Below are 17,459 nucleotides of genomic sequence, written 5' to 3' on the forward strand. Positions count from 1 at the left end.
GGGTGCGCGCCGTCAGTCGAGCGGTGTCTCGGGCACGAGCGCGGTCGCCGGTTCGGTGCGGAGCACGTGACCCCCGAAGACGACGACGTCGTCCGGGCGGATCGTGGTGCGCTGGCCGCGCGAGAGCATCGTGGAGGGGAACCCCGGGCGGTGCAGCTCGGCGCCGTTGGCGGAGTCGGCGTCGAGGACCCAGAACGAGCCCTCGGCCCCGAACCCGAATGCCAGGTGGGTCCGGCTGAGCAACCGATCCGGGTCGTCGAGCGTGATCCGGTGCGCGGTGTCGTCGTCGATCCCGGCGGCACGGAGCGACGGGTCGCGTCCGAGGACCCCGGGGCCACGCACGAGCACGCGTCGGTCGTCGTCGAGCACGAGGACGACGGCAGCGGCGGGCCGCGCCGGCGCCGTGGCGTCGGTGGCCGCGGTGTGCCCGAGCGGCCGCTCCGGGAGCACCGCGAGGAGGTCCCGCACCCGTCCCGCACTCGCCCGCGGCGCGGGCGGTGGCGTCGTCACGACCCGTGCGAGTCGGCCGTCCGCGGCCATGCGCGTGACGTCGTCGGGCGCGACCCGTTCGGGCACGACGGTGACCTGACGACGACGGCGACGGAACCGGAGGCGCATCACCGCGCCTCCCGATCCGTGGCACCGCTCGCGCCCGCGTCGATGAGCTCGAACGTGTCCGTCACCGCCTCGAAGAGGTCGAACAGCGCCTCGGCGAGGTCCACCGCGGGTGAGGCGACGCTGACGAGTGCCACCTGGTCGTCCATCGGCACGAACGTCTGCATCGTCGCGACGGGGAACGACCGCTGCCCGGACGGATCGACGATCCGGCTGATGCCCCAGGTCCGCGGGACCCGGCCGACGCGGGGGAGGTCGTGGAGGTCGACGTGCGCGCGCGCAGCCTCGTCGTCACCGCTGTCCCGATCGGCCAGCATGGCGACCCGGTCGGTCAGCGCCGTGAGCGGATCGTCGTCCCCGCCGGGCGCCGGGAGCATGCTGACCGTCAGCGCACCGGACACGATCCCGTCGTCGCTCGGTTCCGCGAACGCGGCGCAGTACCGCGCGCCGGAGTCCCAGGCGGACCGGGCGAACCGTCGGAGGATCCGGACGATCTCGGTGCGGTGCTCCCGCAGGGTCGGCTGGTCCCCGACCCGTTCCTGCACGAGGGCGCTGATCGCGTCGTCGCGGTGCTCGGGTCGGACCGGCAGCTCGAACCAGGTCCGCGGCACGGTGATGGCGAAGTGGTCGGCCCCCATGCCGACCACCGTAGCGGCTGACGCTCAGCGCCTGGCGCTCAGCGGCCGAGGCTCAGCGCCTGACGCTCAGCGGCCGAGGCTCAGCGCCTGGCGCTCAGCGGCCGACGACGGTGGTGCGGCGTGCGGCCGCCCGTCGGAGCGACCGCAGGAGCACCCGGAACGGGAGGCGCCGCACCGGTCCCGGGACCGCCGCCACGACCCGGCGCAGCACGGCGACGGTGCGGTCGTACCGGCGTTGCTCGGAGCCTCCCCACGCGAACCCGTACGCCGTCCGCAGGTCGGGGGGCAGCATCCCGACGGTGACGATCCGCGCGATCGGCATGAGCGCGCGGATCCAGACGGGCGCGAAGCGCGGGTGGAGCAGGTCGCGGACCACCCCGCGTGCTTCGTCGGTCACGCGGAGCGCCGCGGAGGTCCGGCGCCAGTACGCGTCGAAGGCCGCGGGCGTCGAGGGCCACCGGCCCGCGGGGACCCGGAGCGCGCCGCCGAGCGGCTCGTACGCGGTGAGCACGGCGGCGGCCAGCGCCGGGTCGACCGGACCGCGGAGCAGCTCGTGCATGCGGAGCGCCGACTCGTACAGGGTCGCGGCGACCCAGAGCTGGTGGTCCGGGTCGTCGGCGCCCTGCACGGGTCGGTGGGCGTGCTCGACGAACGCGGCTGCGGCGCGGGCGTCGGCGGGCGAACCGAGCACGACCGCGTAGACGTACTGCAGCGTGTGCACGAGCCGCTGCTGCGGTCGGTGCGCGAAGTCACTGTGCCGGGCGACACCGGCCGCGACGACCGGGTCCGCGATCTGCAGCAGGATCGCCCGGCCGCCCGCCATGACGAGCGAGCCGTCCGCCGCGAACCGGCGGACGGCGGGGGAGACGGTCGTCAGAGCGACCGGTACTCGTCGTTGCCGAAGTCGACGCCCTGGGACTCGGGCTCGTCCTCGCCGTCGTTCTCCCAGAGGATCGGTTCGCCCTCGCGCGGGGCACCGCCGGTCGGTCCGTTCGCCGTGCCGTCGCCCGGTTCCGGATCAACGGTCTCGCCGGCGACGGCGTCGTTCGTGACGGTCTCGATGGACTCCTGGATCGCGTCCGGGTCCTCGTCGAACGCGACCTGGTCGTCGGTCGTCGTCTGCTCGCGGAGCTCGGTGGCGTCGTCGTCCGGTCCGATGGCGGGGTCGCTCATGGGGTCCTCCCGTGGTGCTGATGGCGGGGACGGCCGTGGTGCCGTCCCCGTTCGTTCGTACTCGGTCCGGCCGGGGTGTGCCTCCGGACGGTGGCCGGCGTCGCTCCGCGCCGGGTGTCCGGAGCGGGGTGGTCGGCGTCAGGCCGTGACGAAGTGCGTCTCGCCGCCGGTCAGGTGCAGCTGCTCGGCGAGGCCCTTCTCGTCGGTCGCGCCCCAGCGCTCGACGATCTTGCAGTCCTCGAACCGCGCGGTCTGCAGCCCCCGGACGCGGAAGGTCCGGCCGGTGGGCGCGTGGCCCTGGAACTCGCCGCTGTGCGTGCCGGTGATCGTGAACACGACCGAGACGGAGTCGTCGTCCGCGACGAGCGTCTCGGGCTGCAGGGCGACGTCCGGGAACGCGGTCGTGAACTCCTGCCAGAAGGCGACGATGCCCGCCAGGCCCGGAGCGGCGCCCGGCGCCGGGTCGTGGTCGACGACGTCCTCGGCCCACACCTCGCCGAACCGGTCGAACGCACGCTGCTGGAGCAGTTCGCCGAGGTGCTGCTGGGCCTTCGTGTTGACGTCCTTGCTCATGGTGACTCCTGTCGTCGGGTCGGCGCGGGCGCGCCGCTGGGCCACCGCGTCGGGTGACGATTCCTGGGTACCCGCACCGGGCCTCCCGGCCCCGGCATCCGGAGGTGCCGCACAGGCAACGCCGTGGCGACGCGTCGGACCGCGACCCGCCACGCGGTGTTCACCGGGCGGTCACCTGCGCGACGCCCGCGTGGGCCACGCTGCTCTGGCTCGGGGGAGTGGAGCGCGGCCGCCGACGGGTGGTCGAGCGGCCGCGCCTTCCCCCGACCGAGCGGGACGTCGGGACCGGGACGGGGGCAGGCGTCAGACGGTCCGCAGGAGGCCCCGCTCGCGCACCGCGTCGATCGACAGCACGCGGTACCCGACCGACTCGAAGAACACGGTGATCCGGTCCTCCTCGGTGCTCATGACGGTCCCGTGACCCCACTCGTCGTGCTCGACCTCGGAGTCCGGCGGGTACGCGGCGTCGTTCGAGCCGTCCGCCGCGTGGGCGTCCTGCGCGTACGCCGAGCCGGAGGTGCACGTGTCGCAGTTGCCGCAGGGCTGGGGCAGCTCGTCGCCGAAGTAGCCGAGCAGGAACTGGCGTCGGCAACCGAGGGTCTCGGCGTACTGCCGCATCATCGCGATGCGGGACTCCTCGATCCGTTCACGGTCCTCGGCGCGGGCGACCGCGGCGTCGGCGGCGGCGTCGGCGTCCCGCGCGGCGTCGTCGTCGGTGCGGACGAGGCCGTCCTCGGTCTCCTCGAGTGCCCCGCCCTCGACGAGCGCGTTCGCGTAGCGGCCGAGGGACCGCGTCGGCACCTCCGCCGCCTCGGCGAGTTCGGGACGACGGATCGCACCGTCGTCGGGCACGGCGTCGAACACCGTGCGGAGCGTCGCCTTGGCGGGCGTCCCGGACGCGAAGAACCGGCGTAGCCCGAGGTCCTCGGCCCGGTAGTGGAGGGTCGTGGTCGCCGGGTCACCGTCGCGTCCGGCCCGACCGATCTCCTGGTAGTACGCATCGATGGACTCCGGCACGTCGGCGTGCACGACGAACCGGACGTTCGGGTTGTCGATGCCCATGCCGAACGCGTTGGTCGCGACGACGACGTCGAGCGTGCCGGCGTGGAACGCCTCGTGCACCTCCTGCCGCTCCGACGCGCGCATGCCCGCGTGGTACGCCCGGGCCGTGCGCCCGCGGCGCGCGAGCTCGTCGGCGTACCACGCGGTCTCCTTGCGGGTCGCCACGTACAGCAGGCCGGGGACCGGGAGGGACACCACCTGCTCCACGACGGCGGCCCGCTTGCCGTCGTCGTCGCTGTGGCGCACGACCTCGAGGCGGATGTTGGGCCGGTCGAACCCGCGGCTCAGCTCGAGCGGGTCGCGCATGGCGAGACGCTCGACGATCTCGGCGCGGACGGGACCCGAGCCGGTCGCGGTCATCGCGAGGACCGTCGGGTGGCCGAGCCGCTCGACGACCTCGCCGAGCACGAGGTAGTCGGGGCGGAAGTCGTGGCCCCAGCTCGAGACGCAGTGGGCCTCGTCGACGACGAACAGGCCCACGCCCAGGCCGACCAGCCGCTCGATGGTCTCGTCCTTCGCGAGCTGCTCGGGCGCGAGGAACACGTACTCGGCGTCCCCGCTCGCCAGGTCGGCCCACGCCTGCTCGACCTCGTGCGCCGGCTTCGTCGAGTTGATGGCCACCGCACGGGGCACGCCGAACTGCTCCCGTGCCTCCAGGCTGGCGACCTGGTCGTCCTGGAGCGCGATGAGCGGCGACACGACGACGGTCGGGCCGGGCACGAGGACGCCGGCGATCTGGTAGATGCCGGACTTGCCGTAGCCGGTCGGCATGACGACGAGCGTGTCACGCCCCCGCACCACGGCCTCGATCGCCTCGTCCTGCCCGGTGCGGAGGCTGGGCCAGCCGAACACGTCACGCGCTGCCGTGCTGGCGCGTCCGCGGATGTCCTCGTCCATGACGGACAACGATGTCCGGACCCTGCTCGGAGGGACCCCAGTGGTCGGGGTACGTCGATGCGCCGACGGGGTACATCCACCCCTGAGCGCTAGGCTGGCCGCGGCCGTTGTCTCGACATCGAGCGACCTCGACGTCGAGTGCGACCGTCCGACCAGCGCCGACGCACGACGACGGCGCTGCCCGAAGACGCACATCGCGGTGAGGAAGAACAGCGTGGATCTTTTCGAGTACCAAGCCAGGGACCTCTTCGAGTCCTCCGGCGTCCCCGTCCTGCAGGGCATCATCGCCGACACCCCCGACGAGGCCCGCGCGGCGGCCGAGCGCATCGGTGGGGTCGTCGTGGTGAAGGCGCAGGTCAAGGTCGGCGGGCGTGGCAAGGCCGGTGGGGTCAAGGTCGCGAAGACCCCCGACGAGGCGTACGAGGCCGCGCAGGCCATCCTCGGGCTCGACATCAAGGGCCACACCGTGCACCGCGTCATGGTGGCGCAGGGCGCGCAGATCGCCGAGGAGTTCTACTTCTCCGTGCTGCTCGACCGCGCGAACCGCTCGTACCTGTCGCTCGTCAGCGTCGAGGGCGGCATGGAGATCGAGCAGCTCGCGGTCGAGAAGCCCGAGGCACTCGCCCGCGTCGAGGTCAACCCGCTCACCGGGATCAACGACGCCGAGGCCGAGCAGATCGCACGCCAGGCCGGGTTCCCCGAGGGCCTGATCCCCGCGGTCGTGCCCGTGTTCGTCGCGCTCTACGGCGTGTTCCAGGGCGAGGACGCGACGCTCGTCGAGGTCAACCCGCTCGTCCGCACCGAGGACGGCCAGATCCTCGCGCTCGACGGCAAGGTGTCGCTCGACGACAACGCGGACTTCCGGCACGAGGGTCACGCCGCGCTCGAGGACAGCGCCTCGGCCGACCCGCTCGAGGCGAAGGCCGGGGCGCACGGCCTCAACTACGTCAAGCTCGACGGCGAGGTCGGCGTGATCGGCAACGGAGCCGGGCTCGTCATGTCGACGCTCGACGTCGTCGCGTACGCGGGGGAGCGCCACGGCGGCGTCAAGCCCGCGAACTTCCTCGACATCGGCGGCGGCGCCTCGGCGGAGGTCATGGCCAACGGCCTCGACGTGATCCTCGGGGACCCGCAGGTGAAGAGCGTCTTCGTCAACGTCTTCGGCGGGATCACCGCGTGCGACGCCGTCGCGAACGGCATCGTCGCCGCGCTCGGGATCCTCGGCGACGCGGCCACGAAGCCGATCGTCGTGCGGCTCGACGGCAACAACGTGGACGAGGGCCGGCGCATCCTCGCCGAGGCGGCACACCCGCTCGTCACCGTCGTGGCGACCATGGACGACGCGGCCGAGAAGGCCGCCGAACTCGCCGCGGCCGCGGCCTAGAAGGGACCAGCACCATGTCCATCTTCCTCGACAAGGACTCGAAGGTCATCGTCCAGGGCATCACCGGCGGCGAGGGCACGAAGCACACCGCGCTCATGCTCAAGGCCGGGACGAAGGTCGTCGGCGGCGTGAACGCGCGCAAGGCCGGCACGACGGTCACACACGGCGACGTCACCCTGCCCGTGTTCGGCTCGGTGACCGAGGCCATCCAGGAGACCGGAGCGGACACGTCGATCGTGTTCGTCCCGCCGGCCTTCGCGAAGGACGCCGTGATGGAGGCCATCGACGCCGAGATCCCCCTCGTCGTCGTCATCACCGAGGGCATCCCGGTGCAGGACGCGGCGGAGTTCTGGGCACACGCGAAGGCGCTCGGCGGGAAGACCCGGATCATCGGGCCGAACTGCCCCGGCATCATCACGCCGGGCGAGTCCCTCGTCGGCATCACCCCCGCGAACATCACGGGCAAGGGGCCGATCGGCCTCGTGTCGAAGTCGGGCACGCTGACCTACCAGATGATGTACGAGCTCCGGGACCTGGGGTTCTCCACCGCGATCGGCATCGGCGGCGACCCGGTCATCGGCACGACGCACATCGACGCGCTCGCCGCGTTCGAGGCCGACCCCGAGACGACCGCGATCGTCATGATCGGCGAGATCGGCGGCGACGCCGAGGAACGCGCGGCCGACTTCATCAAGGCCAACGTCACGAAGCCGGTGGTGGGCTATGTCGCCGGGTTCACGGCGCCGGAGGGCAAGACCATGGGGCACGCGGGGGCGATCGTGTCCGGCTCGGCCGGCACGGCCGAGGCGAAGAAGGCGGCGCTCGAGGCCGCCGGGGTCCGCGTCGGCAAGACCCCGAGCGAGACCGCGGCCCTGCTGCGGGAGGCAGTCGCCGCACTCGGCTGAGTGTCGCCCGGCCCGCCGCGCGCCGACCCGGTGTGCGGCGGGCCCTCCCGTATCCTCGTCCGCGATGAACCGCCCGGGCACCGCTCTCTTCGCCGCCGTCGAGGCCGTCGTGACGGTCGCCGTCGGCGTCGGGATCGCCCTCGTGCCGCTGACGCTCCTCTGGGGCATCGAGTACGGCCTGCAGGTCCCGTGGCTCGCGTTCTGGCGGGCGGCGGGGAGCGTCTGGCTGATCGGCCACGGCGTCGACGTCACCTTCGTGCTCGACGCCGCCACCGCCAAGGCGACCGGCCTCAGCGGCGCCGACGCGCCCATCGTCCTGACGATCGCGGCGCTCGGGTTCGCGGTGATCACCGCGTGGCTCGGCGCACGCGCCGGTCGACGCCTCGCCGAGACCGAACACCGCGTGACCGGCAGCATCGCCGGCATCGTCGTCGTCGCCGCGTTGGCGCTCGCCGTCGCGCTGTCGACCGTCAGCGTCGCGGCTCGTCCCTCGATCTGGCAGTCGGTCCTGCTGCCGACCCTCTGGTACGCCGTGCCGCTGCTCGTGGCGGCCGAGGTCGCCCGACGCCGCCGGGGCGCCGATCCCGACCCCGCGACCGCCGCGGTGCTCGACGCCGTCGACCGGATCCCGGGCCCGTGGCGTTCCGTGACCGACGTGGCGCTGCGCGGCGGTCTCGGCGTCGTGGCGGTGCTCGTGACCGCGGCGGCCCTGCTCGTCGCCCTGCTCGTGCTCGGGTCGTACGCCCAGGTCATCACGCTCTACGAGCAGTCGCACGCGGGACTCGTCGGCGGCCTCGCGATCACGGTCGGTGAACTCGCGTTCCTGCCCGACCTCGTCGGCTGGGCGATGGCGTGGATCGTCGGCCCCGGGTTCGCGATCGGCACCGGGTCGGACGTCTCGCCGATCGGCACGACCCTCGGCCCGATCCCGGGCATCCCCGTCCTCGGCGCGCTGCCCACCGGAGGACACACGTTCGGCCTGCTGTCCGTGCTGGTGCCCGCCGTCGGGGCGTTCCTCGTCGCCGCGCTGCTCCGCCCGCGGCTCGTCCGCGCCCTCGCGGAGGGGAACACGGCCGGACGTCGCGCCATCGCCGGCGTCGGCATCGGCGTGGTGGCGGGGCTGGCGACGGGACTCGCCGCGTGGCTGACCGCCGGGTCCCTCGGCCCCGGACGACTCGTCACCGTCGGGCCGTCCCCCGTCGCCGTCGGGGCACTCGCCGCGCTCGAGGCCGGTGTGCCGGCGGTCCTCGCGCTCGCGGTCGGCAGCGACCTGGTGCGGTGGCCGGAGCGCGACTCCTGGCTGCCCCGCCGTGAACGCTGGCGCGACGACGATGCGGAGGCGGCCGCCCCGCTCCCCGTGGACACCATCACCGAGGACGACGACGGCGGGTTCCTCGGCGCGCTCGACCGGGCCGGGGCGGCGGACACGACGACGGTGGGCGGCCGCACCGGTGGCCACTCCCGGTTCCGCCTGACGGGACGCAGCGGTGCGACGATCGCGCACCCCGAGCAGCCGACCGAGCCGGTGTCCGACGGGGACCCGGAGGTCGTCCGCGAGCTCGAGCGCGAGCGCGAGCGGGAACGCGAGGCCGCGCTGCCCCAGCTCCCGCTCGGATGGGCGGCCCGGCCGTCCGGGCACGCTGAGACGAGAGGGTCCGACGGCGCCGAGTCGACGTCCCCCGAAGCGGTCGGCGGCGAGGCCGACCAGTGGGACACCGACGTCGTCGACGAGATCCCCGAGCACGAGCTCCCGTGGTGGCGTCGGCCCAAGGGCGACGCCGGCCGCTGAACGACACCCGCGGCGACGCCGCCCGCTGAACGACACCCGGTAGGCTGGCGACCGTGCTCGAACTGGTGGTGCTGATCTCCGGTGCCGGATCGAACCTCCGCGCGCTGCTCGACGCCGCACGGGACGCCGAGTACCCCGCACGGGTCGTCGCGATCGGTGCGGATCGTGACGCCGAGGGGCTCGACCTCGGCGAGGAGTACGGCATCCCGACCTTCACGGTCCCCTTCACGGCGTTCGCGACCCGGCAGGAGTGGGGCGCCGCCCTGGCCGAGCAGATCCGCCCGTGGACGCCCGACCTGCTCGTGCTCTCGGGGTTCATGCGGCTGCTCCCGCACGACGTCGTCGCCGAGTTCAGCCCCGCGATCGTCAACACCCACCCCGCCCACCTGCCCGAGTTCCCCGGCGCGCACGCCGTGCGGGACGCCCTCGTCGCGGGCGTGCGGGAGACGGGCGCGAGCGTCATCCTCGTCGACGACGGCGTCGACAGCGGCCCGATCATCGTCCAGGAGCGGATCCCCGTGGAGCCGGACGACTCCGAGTCCACGCTGCACGACCGCATCAAGCACGTGGAGCGACGGCTGCTCATCCAGACCGTCCTCGACATCGCCAACGGAACCGTCGACCTGAAGGAACTCGCCCGCGCATGAGCGTCCACGCCGCCGATCCCAGCCTCTACCGCGAGCGCGACCGTGTCGCCGTCCGCCGCGCGCTCATCTCGGTGAGCGACAAGTCCGGCCTCCTCGACCTCGCCGCGGCCCTCGACGCCGCCGGTGTCGAGATCGTGTCCACGGGGTCGACGGCGAAGACCATCGCCGACTCGGGCATCGGCGTCACCGAGGTCGCCGCGATCACCGGGTTCCCCGAGTCCCTCGACGGCCGCGTGAAGACCCTGCACGCGGCCGTGCACGCGGGTCTGCTCGCCGATCTGCGGCTCGAGTCGCACGAGCAGCAGCTCGCCGACCTCGGGATCGCGCCGTTCGAGCTCGTCGTCGTGAACCTCTACCCCTTCGTCGAGACCGTGGCGTCGGGTGCGGACACGGCGACGGTCGTCGAGAACGTCGACATCGGCGGCCCCGCGATGGTGCGCGCATCCGCGAAGAACCACGCCAACGTGGCCGTCGTGGTCTCGCCGTCGTCGTACGCCGAGGTCATCGCCGCGGTCCGGTCGGGAGGCACGGACCTCGCCCTCCGCCGTCGGCTCGCCACCGCGGCCTTCGCCCACACCGCGGCGTACGACACCGCCGTGGCCGCGTACTTCACCGAGCACGTCGCGGGCGGCCCGACGGTCCATGGCGACGTCGCGCAGCCGGGAGGCCCGGGGCACGGATCAGCGGACGGGTCCGGCGCCAGCGGCTTCGCACCGACGATCCAGCTCGAGGGCTCGCTCGCGGCGGGTCTCCGCTACGGCGAGAACGCGCACCAGGCCGCCGCGCTCTACACCGCCGCCGACGGCCACGGCATCGCGCAGGCGACCCAGCTGCACGGCAAGGAGATGTCCTACAACAACTACGTCGACGCCGACGCAGCGCTCCGTGCCGCGTACGACTTCACGGAGCCGGCGGTCGCGATCATCAAGCACGCGAACCCCTGCGGCATCGCGGTCGCGGCACCCGACGCGGCCGACCCGATCGCCGACGCCCACGCCCGTGCCCACGCGTGCGATCCCCTGTCCGCGTTCGGCGGGGTCATCGCGGCGAACCGCCCCGTGTCGCGCGGCATGGCCGAGGCCGTGGCGGACATCTTCACCGAGGTCGTGATCGCACCCGCGTTCGACCCCGAGGCCGTCGAGATCCTGTCCGGCAAGAAGAACATCCGGCTGCTCACCCTGCCGGCCGACTTCGCCCCGGCGCCCCGCGAGGTCAAGCAGATCTCGGGCGGGTTCCTCGTGCAGGACGCCGACCGGTTCACGACGTTCGACCAGGCGACGTGGGACCTCGTGTCCGGGGACGCCGCGGACGACGCCACCCTCGCGGACCTCGCGTTCGCGTGGAAGGCCTGCCGGGCCGTCAAGTCGAACGCGATCCTCCTGGCGAACGCCGGGGCGAGCGTCGGCGTCGGCATGGGCCAGGTGAACCGGGTCGACTCCTGCCACCTCGCCGTGACCCGGGCGGGCGACCGCGCGGCGGGGTCGGTGGCCGCCTCCGACGCCTTCTTCCCGTTCGCCGACGGGCTGCAGGTCCTCATCGACGCGGGCGTCCGGGCGGTGGTCCAGCCCGGCGGGTCCGTGCGCGACGCCGAGGTGATCGCCGCGGCGAACGCGGCCGGCGTGACGATGTACTTCACGGGCGAACGCCACTTCTTCCACTGACGCCCGCCGCGCCGCCCCGGGCGACACGCCGTACCGCATTGCATCGTGCGACCGCCTGCGAATAGTCTGTGAGGCTCCGACCGGCCTCGACACGCCCCACCAGCGCGGCCCGGTGGTCGGCGTGACGATGACGACGACTGGAGTGACGATGAACGCGATGACCAGCAACCTGGCTCCCGCCGGCCTGGACGCCTTCGGAGTCGTCGCCCCGTCCGTCGGGGGACCGACGTTCCGCTAGTCGCCCCCGCGGGGACCAGCACGCCGCCGACGGGCCACCGGTCCGCCGCTCGCGGCGCGTGACGCCTCGGCCTCCGCCCCCGCCCGCCCGCCCCACCAGGCCACGCCCGTCGTCACCATGACGTCGGGCGGAGGTCCCGCCTCCCGGCCCGCCCGACGGGTCGGAGGTCGCATCAATCCGCACTCCGGTCCCGACCGGTTCGACGATGAGGTCTCCCCATGTCGAGAACGCCCGCTGCAGCAGCGCGTCCGTCCACCTTCCGCGCCATCGCGCGGATCTACCCCTACGTCCAGCCCGCGATCGGGCGCATCGTGCTCGGCATGGTCGCCGCGATGGTCGCGTCGCTCGTCGCGCTCGCGATCCCGTTCGTCCTGCAGGCCCTGGTCGACGGGCCGCTGAAGTCCGGCGACCGTGGCCAGATCGTCCCCGCGGGCCTGGCGGTGCTCGGCCTCGGGGTGCTCGAGGCCCTCATGATCGCCGCGCGCCGTCGCCTGGTGCTCCGGCCGGGCACGTACGTCGAGTCGCGCATGCGCAACGCCCTCTACGCCAAGCTCCAGGACCTGCCGGTCGCGTTCCACGACCGGTGGCAGTCGGGTCAGCTGCTGTCGCGGTCGGTGTCGGACCTCAGCCTGATCCGACGCTGGTTGGCGTTCGGCATCGTGCTGCTCGTCGTCAACATCGTCACGATCATCGTCGGCTTCGGCGTGCTGTTCACGTGGAGCTGGCTGCTCGCGCTCATCTTCATGGTCGCGTCGATCCCGATCTGGATCAACGGCCTCGTGTTCGAGCGCAAGTACTCGGTCGTCGCCCGGCGCAGCCAGGACCAGGTCGGTGACCTCGCGACGAGTGTGGAGCAGTCGGTGCACGGCATCCGCGTGCTCAAGGCGTTCGGCCGCGGCCGGTACAAGCTCGACGAGTTCAGCGAACAGGCCGAGCAGCTCCGGGGCACCGAGATCGAGAAGGCCCGGGCCATCGCCGGCATCTGGCTGTGGCTCCTGCTCGTGCCCGACGTCGCGTTCGCACTGTGCCTGCTCGCCGGGATCTGGCTGGCGTCGCAGGGCCACCTGACGGTCGGGGAGCTGTTCGCGTTCTTCTCGGCAGCGGCGGTCCTCCGGTTCCCGATCGAGTCCATCGGCTTCCTGCTGTCGATGACGTTCGACACCCGGACCGCGGTCGACCGGTTCTTCGAGGTCATGGACTCCGAGAACACGATCCAGGACCCGGAGCACCCGCGCACGATCGCCGACCCCCGTGGTGCGTTGACGTTCACCGACGTGCACTTCCACTACCAGGACGCGCCCGCGGGCACGCCGGACCTCGTCGACGGGGTGGACCTCGTCCTGCAGCCGGGCGAGACGATGGCGCTCGTCGGGCTCACCGGGTCGGGCAAGACGACGTTGCTCGCCCTGGTGCCGCGTCTGTACGACGTCACGGGCGGCTCGATCACGATCGACGGTGTCGACGTCCGCGAGCTCACGCGCGAGGAACTGCGGCACCGGGTCGGCGTCGCGTTCGAGGACGCCACGCTCTTCAGCGCCTCGGTGCGGGACAACGTGCTCCTCGGCCGCCCGGACGTCTCGGGGGACGAGGCCGAGGCCCTGCTCCGCGAGGCGCTCGACGTCGCGCAGGCGGAGTTCGTCGACCGGCTCCCGGACGGCGTCGACACCCGCGTCGGCGAGGAGGGCCTGAGCCTGTCCGGCGGGCAACGGCAGCGGCTCGCACTGGCCCGGGCGATCGCCGCCCGACCGAGCGTGCTCGTGCTCGACGACCCGTTGTCGGCGCTCGACGTCGACACCGAGGCCCGGGTCGAGGCGGGACTCCGACGCGTCCTCGCCGAGACGACCTCGCTCATCGTCGCGCACCGCCCCTCCACCGTGACGTTGGCCGACCGGGTCGCGCTCATGCAGGACGGGCGCATCACCGCCGTCGGGACGCACCACGACCTGATGGCCACGAACGACCACTACCGCTACGTCATCTCCTCGCTCGACGAGGACGACGCGACCGCGCGAGAGGAGGCACTGGCATGAGCGACCCCCAGCGGACGTCGGCCAGGCCGGACGCCCCCGGCGAGCCCGAGGACGAGTACCAGACCGAGTTCGAGGAGCGGGCCCAGCCCGCCACGGACACCGCACAGCCGGGAGGCCCGGCCGCCGCCGTCACCGCGGCCGACGACGGGCAGCCGGTCACCGCCTCCATCACCGTGCGCGGTGTGCGCGGCGAGGAGCGGGAGCACTTCACGAAGGCCGAGAGCCGACGGCTCCGGCGTCGGTCGCTCGCGCTCATGCGCTCGCTGCTCGGACCGCTCCGGCGCGACCTGTGGACGATCGCGATCGTCGTGGTGGTGTCGACCGGCGCGCAGGTGGCCGGTCCGACCCTCATCGCGTACGGCATCGACAGCGCGCTGCCGTCGGTGCTCCACCGACAGGACTGGCTCCCCGCGTACCTCGTGGTGGCCGGCTACATCGTCGTCGCCGTCGCGGGCGCGCTGCTCACCGCCTGGTACACGGTGCTCGCGGCGAAGATCAGCCAGAAGATCCTGCTCGACCTGCGCAAGCGCGTGTTCCTGCACACCCAGCGTCTGAGCCTCGAGTTCCACGAGACCTACACGTCGGGGCGGATCATCTCGCGCCAGACGAGCGACCTCGACTCGATCCGCGAACTCCTGGACTCCGGGCTGAACCAGCTCATCCAGGGCGTGCTCTACATGGTGTTCACGGCCATCGCGCTCGTGTCGCTCGACCCGACGTCCGGCCTCGTGCTCGCGATCGCCCTCGTGCCGCTGTGGTTCCTGACCCGGTGGTTCCAGAAGCGCTCGCAGCAGCTGTTCCGGGCGACGCGTGTCACGAGCGCCCGGGTGATCGTGCACTTCGTCGAGACCATGACGGGCATCCGGGCGGTGCAGGCGTTCCGCAAGGAGTCCCGCAACCGCGACGAGTACGCCGGGTACGTCGAGGACTACCGCGCCGCGAACGCCAAGGTGTTCAACCTGTTCGGGACGTTCGACCCGGGCCTCGTGCTCATCGGCAACGCGACGCTCGCGGCGGTCGTCATCATCGGCGCGTTCCGCGTCGTCGGTGGCTCGCTCGAGATCGGCGCCCTGCTCGCCGTCGCCCTGTACGCCCGGCGGTTCTTCGACCCGGCCGAACAGCTCGCGATGTTCTACAACGGGTACCAGTCGGCGTCCGCTGCGATGGAGAAGATCTCGGGCGTGCTCGAGGAGGAGCCGAGCGTGCCGGACCCGGTCCGGCCGCAGCACCTCGCGCAGGCGAAGGGTCGCGTCGACTTCGACGACGTCGTGTTCGCGTACAACGCCGAGACGGTCGTGCTCCCCGAGTTCGACCTGCACATCCCGGCCGGTCAGACGATCGCGCTCGTGGGGTCGACGGGCGCGGGCAAGTCGACGCTCGCGAAGCTCATGGCGCGGTTCTACGACCCGTCACAGGGCTCCGTGCGGCTCGACGGCATCGACCTGCGCGACCTCGACCCGCGGGACATGCGGCGCGCGATCGTCATGGTCACGCAAGAGGCGTACCTGTTCTCGGGGTCCGTCGCGGACAACATCGCGCTCGGCAAGCCGGGGGCGTCACGCGCCGAGATCGAGCGGGCGGCGAAGGCCGTCGGCGCCCACACGTTCATCGAGGCGCTGCCCGACGGGTACGACACCGACGTCAACAAGCGCGGTGGCCGGGTGTCGGCGGGCCAGCGGCAGCTGCTGTCGTTCGCCCGGGCGTTCCTGGCGGACCCGCGCGTGCTCATCCTCGACGAGGCCACGGCGTCGCTCGACATCCCGAGCGAGCGGCTCGTGCAGGAGGGTCTCGAGACCCTGCTCGCCGACCGCACCGCCGTGATCATCGCGCACCGGTTGTCGACGGTCGCGATCGCCCACCGGGTGCTCGTCATGGAACACGGGCAGATCGTCGAGGACGGCACGCCGGACGACCTCATCGCGGGCACCGGCCGGTTCGCCCAGCTCCACGCGGCCTGGCGGGACAGCTTGGTCTGAGCCGCCGGCCCCGGTCGGGCCGGTCCGGTCCGGCCGGCCCGTCCCGGTCCTCCCGCCGAGATCGCAGAACACGCCGCTCACGTCCTCACGTGAGCGGCGTGTTCTGCGATCTCGGCGATTGCGGGGGCGGCGCGGGGGCGTCCCCGGACAGGGCAGGATGGTCCCCATGAGCGACGGTGCCCGACCGACCACGACCCGACCGGACCGGACGGGAGGCCCGGCTGCGGCCCTCCCGATCGGCGTGCCCTGGTACGGCGCCCCGCTGCCCGTTGCCGTCCGCCGGTTCTGGCGCGGCTACGTGGTGCTGCGGGGCCGCGCGAGCCGCAGCGAGTGCTGGTGGTGGCTGCTCGTCGCGGCGCTGGTGGGTCTCGTGTTCGGCATCGTGGCCGGGATCGTCTTCGGGGTCACCGTGGCCACGCTGCCCTCGGGCACGACCACGAGCGGCGTCCCGGACGGGCCCGTCATCGCGATCGTCGTCGTCGTGGCCGTCAGCGCGGTCTGGGGCCTCGCCACGCTCCTGCCGACGATCGCGCTCGGGGTCCGACGCCTGCACGACACGGGACGCAGCGGGTGGTGGCTGCTGCTCGACCTCGTCCCGGTCGTCAACCTCGTGCTGCTCGTGCTGCTCGCCCTGCCGACCGCCCCGCGGGGCGACCGCTACGACCTGGAGGCCGGGCGCGCGACCGCCTGACGGCCGCGGCCCGGCGACCGGTCAGGCCGAGGCGGGGTGCAGCACGACCTTCGTCCAGCCCTCGTCGCGGGCGTCGAAGTGCCGGTACGCGTCCGGTGCCTGGTCGAGCGGCAGGTCGTGGCTCACGATGAAGGACGGTTCCGCCTTGCCCGCGGCGATGAGGTCGCGGAGCTGCCGGTTGTACCGCTTGACCGGCGCCTGCCCGGTGCCCATGTGCTGGCCCTTGAAGAAGAACGTGCCGTAGTCGAGCGCGATCTGCCCGTTCTTGGCGAGCTCGTCCGAGGCGCCCGGGTCCTGCGGCAGGTAGACACCGACGACGCCGATGCCGCCCGTGAACCGCACGGACGCGATGAGGCGGTTCAGCACGAGGTTCGGCTGCTCGTTGCCCTCGGGGTCGTGTGCCTGGTACCCGACGGCCTCCACGCCGGCGTCCGCCCCGAGCCCCATGGTCTGGTCGAGGACCGCCTGGACGGGGTCGACCTCGGCGTCGTTGATCGGGATCGCACCGATCGACTCCACCAGACGCAGGCGGTCCGGCTGCCGGTCGACGACCATGACCTTCGCGGCACCCTTGATCGTGGCCGACAGTGCCGCCATCAACCCGACCGGGCCGGCGCCGTACACGACGACCGAGTCGCCCGGCTTCACCCCCGCGAGCTGGGTGCCGTGCCATCCGGTGGGGAAGATGTCCGACAGCATCGCGTAGTCGTTCTCCTTCTCGACCGAGTCCTCGCCGAGACGGAGTGCGTTGTAGTCACCGAACGGCACGCGGAGGAGCTCCGCCTGCCCGCCGCGGTACGGACCCATGTCCGCGTAGCCGTACGCCGCACCGGCCGTCTCCGGGTTCGGCTGCGTCGTCAGGCAGAAGCTCGACCAGCCGCGCTCGCAGTTCTTGCAGAAGCCGCAGGCGATGTTGAAGGGGAGGACGACGCGCTCGCCGACCGAGACCTTCTCGACCCCGGAGCCGACCTCGATCACCTCGCCGAGGTTCTCGTGACCGAAGACGCTACCCGGCTCGATGTCCGTCCGGCCGTCGTACATGTGCAGGTCCGACCCGCAGATGTTCGTGGCGGTCACCCGGATGAGGATGTCGGTCGGCTTCTCGATCCGGGCGTCGGGGACGTCCTGGACGCTGACGTCGCGCGGTCCGTTGTAGACGACTGCTCGCATGGTGCTCCTC

At 72.8% G+C, this 17,459-nt stretch carries 15 protein-coding genes; 8 read left to right on the forward strand and 7 right to left on the reverse strand.

The annotated features are described in order from the left end of the window. Positions 1-12: 12 nt before the first annotated feature. From DEI93_RS01880 to DEI93_RS01905, 6 genes are all read right to left on the reverse strand, one after another. Positions 13-618: an FHA domain-containing protein gene (locus DEI93_RS01880; protein WP_111120121.1), complete on the reverse strand. Its 606-nt coding sequence runs from the start codon at positions 616-618 to the stop codon at positions 13-15. Further along, on the reverse strand, positions 618-1,253 hold the full coding sequence (locus DEI93_RS01885; RefSeq protein ID WP_111120122.1) for a hypothetical protein: 636 nt from the start codon (positions 1,251-1,253) through the stop codon (positions 618-620). The genes DEI93_RS01880 and DEI93_RS01885 overlap by 1 nt, the downstream gene beginning before the upstream one ends. A 94-nt stretch (positions 1,254-1,347) precedes the next feature. Continuing rightward, positions 1,348-2,202: an oxygenase MpaB family protein gene (locus DEI93_RS01890; protein ID WP_349815074.1), complete on the reverse strand. Its 855-nt coding sequence runs from the start codon at positions 2,200-2,202 to the stop codon at positions 1,348-1,350. Then, on the reverse strand, positions 2,127-2,426 hold the full coding sequence (locus DEI93_RS01895; RefSeq protein ID WP_111009752.1) for a hypothetical protein: 300 nt from the start codon (positions 2,424-2,426) through the stop codon (positions 2,127-2,129). Before DEI93_RS01895 ends, DEI93_RS01890 begins: the two co-directional genes overlap by 76 nt. A 138-nt stretch (positions 2,427-2,564) precedes the next feature. After that, positions 2,565-2,999, reverse strand: a complete 435-nt coding sequence (locus DEI93_RS01900; RefSeq protein ID WP_111120123.1) for an ester cyclase — start codon at positions 2,997-2,999, stop codon at positions 2,565-2,567. Positions 3,000-3,302: 303 nt separating this feature from the next. Continuing rightward, positions 3,303-4,958 (reverse strand): RecQ family ATP-dependent DNA helicase, encoded by a 1,656-nt coding sequence (locus DEI93_RS01905; protein ID WP_111120124.1) that lies wholly within the window; start codon positions 4,956-4,958, stop codon positions 3,303-3,305. Positions 4,959-5,172: 214 nt separating this feature from the next. On the opposite strand from DEI93_RS01905, the gene sucC reads away from it, so the two are divergent. The 8 genes from sucC (at position 5,173) to DEI93_RS01945 (ending at position 16,279) form a co-directional block, all read left to right on the forward strand. Then, positions 5,173-6,342 (forward strand): ADP-forming succinate--CoA ligase subunit beta, encoded by a 1,170-nt coding sequence (sucC, locus tag DEI93_RS01910; protein ID WP_111120125.1) that lies wholly within the window; start codon positions 5,173-5,175, stop codon positions 6,340-6,342. 14 nt (positions 6,343-6,356) lie between these two features. Beyond that, complete coding sequence (gene sucD, locus DEI93_RS01915) at positions 6,357-7,247, forward strand: succinate--CoA ligase subunit alpha (protein WP_111009748.1); 891 nt, start codon at positions 6,357-6,359, stop codon at positions 7,245-7,247. A gap of 64 nt (positions 7,248-7,311) precedes the next feature. Beyond that, the gene (locus DEI93_RS01920) at positions 7,312-9,036 is read left to right on the forward strand and encodes a cell division protein PerM (RefSeq protein ID WP_111120126.1); all 1,725 of its coding nucleotides are present in this window, start codon (positions 7,312-7,314) and stop codon (positions 9,034-9,036) included. Between the two features lie 53 nt (positions 9,037-9,089). Beyond that, entirely contained in the window at positions 9,090-9,683 is a 594-nt protein-coding gene (gene purN, locus DEI93_RS01925; protein ID WP_111009746.1) for a phosphoribosylglycinamide formyltransferase, read from the forward strand. Then, positions 9,680-11,344 (forward strand): bifunctional phosphoribosylaminoimidazolecarboxamide formyltransferase/IMP cyclohydrolase, encoded by a 1,665-nt coding sequence (gene purH / locus DEI93_RS01930; protein WP_111120127.1) that lies wholly within the window; start codon positions 9,680-9,682, stop codon positions 11,342-11,344. The genes purN and purH overlap by 4 nt, the downstream gene beginning before the upstream one ends. A gap of 456 nt (positions 11,345-11,800) precedes the next feature. After that, positions 11,801-13,612, forward strand: a complete 1,812-nt coding sequence (locus DEI93_RS01935) for an ABC transporter ATP-binding protein (RefSeq protein WP_111026964.1) — start codon at positions 11,801-11,803, stop codon at positions 13,610-13,612. Positions 13,613-13,779: 167 nt separating this feature from the next. Then, positions 13,780-15,588 carry an ABC transporter ATP-binding protein gene (locus DEI93_RS01940; protein ID WP_111035599.1) on the forward strand — a complete coding sequence of 603 codons (1,809 nt, stop codon included), beginning with the start codon at positions 13,780-13,782 and terminating at the stop codon, positions 15,586-15,588. A gap of 166 nt (positions 15,589-15,754) precedes the next feature. Then, on the forward strand, positions 15,755-16,279 hold the full coding sequence (locus DEI93_RS01945; RefSeq protein ID WP_111009742.1) for a DUF805 domain-containing protein: 525 nt from the start codon (positions 15,755-15,757) through the stop codon (positions 16,277-16,279). 21 nt (positions 16,280-16,300) lie between these two features. Here DEI93_RS01945 and DEI93_RS01950 read toward each other — a convergent pair whose 3' ends face one another. Beyond that, positions 16,301-17,449, reverse strand: a complete 1,149-nt coding sequence (locus tag DEI93_RS01950) for a glutathione-independent formaldehyde dehydrogenase (protein WP_111119654.1) — start codon at positions 17,447-17,449, stop codon at positions 16,301-16,303. Positions 17,450-17,459: the final 10 nt, after the last annotated feature.

The sequence above is a fragment of the Curtobacterium sp. MCBD17_035 genome (genome assembly GCF_003234815.2).
Taxonomy (GTDB): domain Bacteria; phylum Actinomycetota; class Actinomycetes; order Actinomycetales; family Microbacteriaceae; genus Curtobacterium.